The sequence below is a fragment of the Thomasclavelia sp. genome, from assembly GCF_017889095.1.
In the GTDB taxonomy this organism is placed as follows: domain Bacteria; phylum Bacillota_I; class Bacilli_A; order Erysipelotrichales; family Coprobacillaceae; genus Thomasclavelia.
This window is the reverse complement of the sequence record NZ_JAGHEW010000170.1, coordinates 1-6487: the sequence shown is the minus strand read 5'-3', so window position 1 is coordinate 6487 and position 6487 is coordinate 1. Positions and strand designations below refer to the sequence as shown.

Below are 6487 nucleotides of genomic sequence, written 5' to 3'. Positions count from 1 at the left end.
AGATATTTATGAAGCTATCAGTGTGGAAACTTGTGTTAATAAACGTAACACTATTGGTGCTCCTGGTAAAGAAGCAATGTTACAGGTCATTGCTTTAAATGAACAATTTTTAAATCAATAAAACTAAATGGACTATAAATGAAGAAATTTATAGTCCCTTATTTTTTTATGAAAAATATTGATATAGCTGTTTAATGGCCTTATCATCACCAAAAACCAAAATATTTTGACCTGCCGTAATAATTGTATCACCACGAGGAATTAATAAATTATCTTGTTGATAGATAGCAATTAATAAAGCATTATCAGGCATTTTGATTTCACTAATTTTTGAATTAATATAACTTGATTTATAATCAACTCTAATTTTAACGATTGAATAATCTCCTTTAGCCAATTTAACTAAAGTCATTAAAGACTGATAATTCATTTCATCGGCAATTAAATGACCAATAATATCCGCTTGATTAATTTTAACATCAACACCCATACCCTGATTAAATAACCAGCTATTTTTAGGATTATTAACACGCGCAATAATTTTATTTACATCATATTCAAATTTACCAATCATCGCTGCTGTTAGATTTATTTCATCATGACCAGTGACACAAACTAAAATATCACAATCTTTGATTCCCGCTTTTTCTAAAACATCAATATCTGTCCCATCACCAGTAATTAACATTTTTGCAGCAAAATCATTTTTAGAAAAACTTTCAATCGCTTTTAATCGATTTTCAATTACTTTAACTTCATGATTCTTTTCCAACAAGCTGGCAATATAAGTTCCAACTTGTCCACCACCAATAATAATTATTTTCATCTTGACCTCCACTTTATAACACGATCTGTTTAAATTTATCAATGCACTCATCTAAAACAGTAAAATAAATAAGATCATCTTCTTTAATTTTAGTATCTTTTAAAGGAATCAAAGTAGTTCCATAACGCTCTATTGCCATGATTTCAAATTCACCATTACTAATAATCTCTTTTACTGTTTTATCAATTAATGATAAAGTTGCTTTAACTTTGATTACTTTAATTTCTCCATCATCACCGATTTTTTTGACTACTTGCATCGTCTTAGGATTAATATAATCCATGATTCTTTCTACTCCTAAATTAGTAACTGAAATCGTATTGATTCCCATGGAACGAAAAATCCGCGCTTTTTTAGCATCATACATTCTTACGATGACATTACCAACATGATAAATATTATGACCAATATGACCAACTACAGCATTTAAAGCATCACTGCTAGTACAGCTTATCAAAGTATCTGCCGTTTCAATCCCCGCTTGAAGCAAAATTTCCTGGTCATAGCCAATCCCAAGGATCGTCTTTCCAGTAAAATTATCGTCTAAATCATTAAAAGTTTCTTCACGATTATCAATAACGACTAGATCATGTCCTTGATTGTTTAAATATTTAGCTAAACGGGTACCAAATTTACCACAACCAACAATTACAATTTTCATTTTCTTCTCCTTTATTTTTTTATTTTTCGACTAATTTTTTTCCGCAATTCCTCAATCATTAAAATAACAATTGGAATTGGTATCAAATATAACCATTCTATTAAATCCAATGGTGCAGTATTAAAAATACCATTAAAAAACGGAACATAAATAATTACTAACAAGATAATAATTTCTACAAACAATCCAAGATTAATATATCGATTAGTAAAAATACCTCGTTTTAATACCGATTCACGATCAGTTCGATTATTTAAAGCCATAGCAATCTGGCCAAAAACAACTCCAGCTAACATCATCGTAGTTGCTTTTTGATAAACTAATGTTCCTTCACCTGCAAGCATCTTAGCTGGCCAGCCATTTAAATAATTGACTAAGAAATAACCCCCTAAAGCAAATATTGATACTAAAAGACCATACCAGATAAATCCTTTAATAATTACATCTTTATTTAATAATCGTTCATTTAATGATCTTGGTGGCTGATTCATAATTGATGCTTCACCTTGTTCAGCTCCAAGTCCTAAGGCTGGTAACATATCAGTACCAATATCGATCGTTAATATTTGCATGATCGTAAGCGGTAAAGGGATCAAACCACCAGAAAATAAGTATAACACTGGAGCTAAAGCTTCCGGTGTATTACTATCAAAAATATAACGTAAGAATTTACGAATATTATTATATACAGTACGTCCTTGTTCAATTGCTTTAACGATTGAAGCAAAATTATCATCCATTAAAATCATATCTGCTGCTTCTTTAGCAACATCACTACCGGTAATTCCCATAGCAATTCCAATATCCGCTTTTTTTAATGCCGGAGCATCATTGACTCCATCACCAGTAACCGCTATAATATTCCCCATTTCTTGAAGCATACAGACGACACGATATTTTTGATCAGGTGCCATTCTAGCAAAAACAACTTCCCCTTTTAAGGCTTCTTTTAACTGCTCATCATCCATTTTAGCTAATTCACTACCAGAAATAACTTTAGCCTCAAGACTTTGAATAATCCCAATTTTATAAGCAATACTCTTGGCCGTTAAACTATAATCACCAGTAATCATCACGATCTTTATTCCCGCACTATGACATAGTTTAACTGCTTCTTTTACTTCTTTACGTGGGGGATCTTGCATGGCTACTAATCCTAGAAATGTTAGATCACGTTCAATATTTTCATTGCTATATTCACGAATTGAACTAGGTAAGCCATCATCATCGGCTTTTAAAGGACGCATTGCGATTGCTAATAAACGAAGACCATCTTTAGCGTACTCATCATTTACAGCCATTATTTTTTGGCGATCTGCTTCGGTCATTTTAGCTGTTTTACCACTTAAATAATAATTACTGCATAATTCCATTACTTCTTTTGGCGCACCCTTAACAAAAGCAATTCTTGACCAGTTGGCAAAATTATCTTTTAATTGATGAATTGTTGTCATTCGCTTTCGTTTAGATTCAAATGGTAATTCTAGAATTCGTGGATATTCACTATTTAATTTATCTAAATCCAGTTTCCCTTTTCTAGCGACTACTTCCAAACATGCTTCGGTAGGATCACCTAAAACTGAATAACGATTATCTTCATTTAAAACTAGTTTAGCATTAGAGCATAAAACAGCACCACTTAATAATAAACGTAAAGTATTACTAGTTTCTACACTTACTGACTGTCCACCAGCATAAATGGCACCATCAAAATTATAGCCTTCACCAGTTACAGCAAAACTATCTTCAAAAGTCCAAATATGATTGACCGTCATTTCATTTTGCGTCAATGTTCCAGTTTTATCGCTACAAATAACATTGGTACAGCCTAATGTTTCCACGGCTGAAAGTTTTTTAACTAGCGCATTTTCTTTAGCCATTTTTTGTACTGCCAATGCTAATGATAAAGTTACTGCTGGCAATAATCCTTCAGGAATAAAAGCAACGATCATCCCTAAAGCAAAAATAAATGATTCAATCAAAGGATCTTGAATTACCACTACTGCTAAAACCATAAATATTAAACCAATAGTTAAAGCAATCGTGGCAATTTGTTTAGTTAAAATATTTAATTCTTTTTGTAAAGGGGATAGTGTTTTTTCAGTATTTTGGGTCAAATCAGCAATTTTACCAAACTCACTATCCATCCCCGTTTTTACAACTACACAACGACAAGTACCAGAAGCTACTGTAGTAGCAGCAAAAATCATATTTTCTGCTTCTAATAAAGTCGTTTTTTCATTCAAGGCTTTAAAGCTTTTTCTAACTGGTGTACTTTCACCCGTTAAAGCTGATTGATTGACCTGGAAATCATTACAACGCAAGATTCGAGCATCACCACAGATTCGATCTCCTTCTTCTAAGATCATAATATCACCAGGCACTAAATCTTCAGCTAAAATCCGAATTTCCTGATTGTTTCTAATTACCCTGGCATACGCAGGCATCATCTTTTGTAAAGCCCCTGTTGCTTTTTGGGCTTTGAACTCTTGAAAAAAAGAAAAAAAGCCGTTAATTAGATTGACACAAAAAATGGAAATTCCAAGTTCTTTACTACCTGATAAAATTGCCAGGATCCCACTGCCCCATAAAAGCAGCGCCATCAAACTAGTAAAATTAGATAAAAACTTTTTGATCATTGATTCCGATTTCTTTTTTTCAATGATATTTTTACCATACTTTTCTAACCTTAATTGTACCTCTGTTTCATCCAGTCCTTCCATACTAGTTTTCATCAACTGATAGGCTTCAACTGGTGAAAGATAAATAATTTGGCTTTCATTCAATTCAATTTTCTTATCCATTTTAAAACTCTCCTAATTACTATAATAACTTTTATCACATTGAAAAATCACAAATTACTACCTACTTTTCCATCCCCCTTCAAGGTCTGTCTATAAAAAAGAATTTAATTCTTTTTTATCAGTAATTTACTAGCAACACCAAGTTATTTAAGTAATCTTACATTGAATAAATAAAGCATTAGCTTTATGACAGACTCCACCACTTATTCAACGGCACCCATATTAGCACTGGCGATAATTATAGTCAATCAAAAACACCTATCATAACAATATCATAACAAATAGATTAAGATTGTATAAAGATTGCAATCTTTCAATTAAAAAAACACTAACATAACGCTAATGCTTTCCTTAATCGCTTATAAATATTTTTTAATACTCCATTTCTTGATAAAGACAAACTTCCAGACTTGAAAACCCTAAATAGTTACCACCATCTAAATAATAAAAATTAATTGCCCAAATAATCCATAAACAAAAAGAAATCTGATAATCAGATTTCTAATTATTATTTTGCAATGATTTTAATCTTTGCACAAAACCATCATCACGAGGATTATCTAAATGATATTTTTTAGCCCATTTTTTAAAATTATTATCTAAATATTTGTTTAAAGTCACTAAATCTTTATCACGATATAATTCGATTAAATTTAATGGATCGTTAATTTTAATGTTGGCAGCTTTTAAACGTTCAAATAATAAAGCTACTTCTTGATTATTAATTATTTGAAAAGAGTAAGTATCCTGATTACATTGAATATCTAAATCAACATAATAATTTAGATAAACCTTAATTATATTCATCGCAAAAAGCTCACTGCACATAGATAAATCAATTTGATTAATTTGATTAAAAGGAATTGTAATTGACTTGTAGTTAAAACAGTCATCATTGATATATAAAGTATCATTAACAGTCCAGTTTTTAATCATTTGATGATCAAAACTAATTTTAACACGGTTACGTTTTATATAATTATTGATTTTCAGATCAATATCTTCTAATTCTTGTTTATTGATCTTTAAATATTCTTTTTTCTTTTCTAAAGCTTCTCTAATTGATAAATGACCATCCAAAATTAATCTTATTTCATCTATTGATATTTCCATTTCTCGTAATAACTTAATTAATTTTAATGTTTCCAAATTAGTTGTATTATAATTACGATAATTATTTTCATCACGATCAACTTTGATCAATCCCTCTTTTTCATAATAATAGATTGTCTGTTTACTAATACCCAATTCCATTTCCACTTCATGCACTTTCATATTACCATCTCCTTGTAATTATATTAAACAGTATATACCTACTATAGAGTCAAGTGTTTTTAATAAATTATATAATATTTTTATTTTTTTACTTAAAATATCAAGATATTAATAAAAATTATAAATTTTAGTTGTAACTATTGACATTACATTAAAACGGTATTATACTTGAGTTGTAATCGAAAGAGTTACAACTATTGAAAATATATTTTCAGCTATGTCAACAAAATATTAAGGAGGAAACAAAAATGACTAACATTGAAAAAGCATTAGAACTTATTAATACCTTTGCAAATGGAGATAGCCAAAAGGCAGCTTCACTTTTAGCTAACGATTATATTCAACATAACCTTGCTTATCAAACTGGTAGAGATGCATTTGTAGGCAGTGTTGAATACTTAGCTAGCGCACCTGTAAAAACAACGGTTCAAAACATAAGAGCATTTGAAGATGGTGATAAAGTATTCTTACAAACTGTTTACAACTTTGCCGGTGCCGGTGAACAAGTCGCATTTGATATTTTTAGATTTGAAAATGGACAAATTGCAGAACACTGGGATAACTTAGCTGCCAAAGCAAAGCCAAACCCATCAGGACATACCCAAATTGATGGATATCAAGAAATCAACGATCTAGATAAAACAGAGGCAAATAGAGAATTAGTTAAAAATTTCTTGTATGATGTTATGCAAGGAAAGAATCCTGAAAAAACACCAGATTATTTCAAAGGAGATACTTACATTCAACATAACACCGGAATTGCTGATGGATTATCAGGATTAGCTGCAGCATTAGAAGCATTAGGAAAACGAGGAATTCAAATGATTTATGATAAAGTGCATCAAGTATTAGCACAAGGAAACTTTGTTTTAGCCGTCAGTGAAGGAACATTTGGTGGCACTCCAACTAGCTATTATGATT

General features: G+C 30.7%; 5 protein-coding genes. 1 reads left to right on the top strand and 4 read right to left on the bottom strand.

The features are described 5' to 3' along the window. Positions 1–166: 166 nt before the first annotated feature. From J7M77_RS07485 to J7M77_RS07470, 4 genes are all read right to left on the bottom strand, one after another. Positions 167–826 carry a TrkA family potassium uptake protein gene (locus J7M77_RS07485; RefSeq protein WP_296877211.1) on the bottom strand — a complete coding sequence of 220 codons (660 nt, stop codon included), beginning with the start codon at positions 824–826 and terminating at the stop codon, positions 167–169. 13 nt (positions 827–839) lie between these two features. Next, on the bottom strand, positions 840–1487 hold the full coding sequence (locus tag J7M77_RS07480) for a TrkA family potassium uptake protein (RefSeq protein WP_296877210.1): 648 nt from the start codon (positions 1485–1487) through the stop codon (positions 840–842). Between the two features lie 11 nt (positions 1488–1498). Next, positions 1499–4291, bottom strand: a complete 2793-nt coding sequence (locus J7M77_RS07475; protein ID WP_296877209.1) for a cation-transporting P-type ATPase — start codon at positions 4289–4291, stop codon at positions 1499–1501. A 501-nt stretch (positions 4292–4792) separates the two neighbouring features. Beyond that, positions 4793–5566 carry a MerR family transcriptional regulator gene (locus J7M77_RS07470; protein WP_296877208.1) on the bottom strand — a complete coding sequence of 258 codons (774 nt, stop codon included), beginning with the start codon at positions 5564–5566 and terminating at the stop codon, positions 4793–4795. Positions 5567–5814: 248 nt separating this feature from the next. On the opposite strand from J7M77_RS07470, the gene J7M77_RS07465 reads away from it, so the two are divergent. Then, positions 5815–6487 (top strand): nuclear transport factor 2 family protein (locus J7M77_RS07465; protein WP_296877207.1); only part of this gene is annotated, 673 nt, incomplete at its 3' end.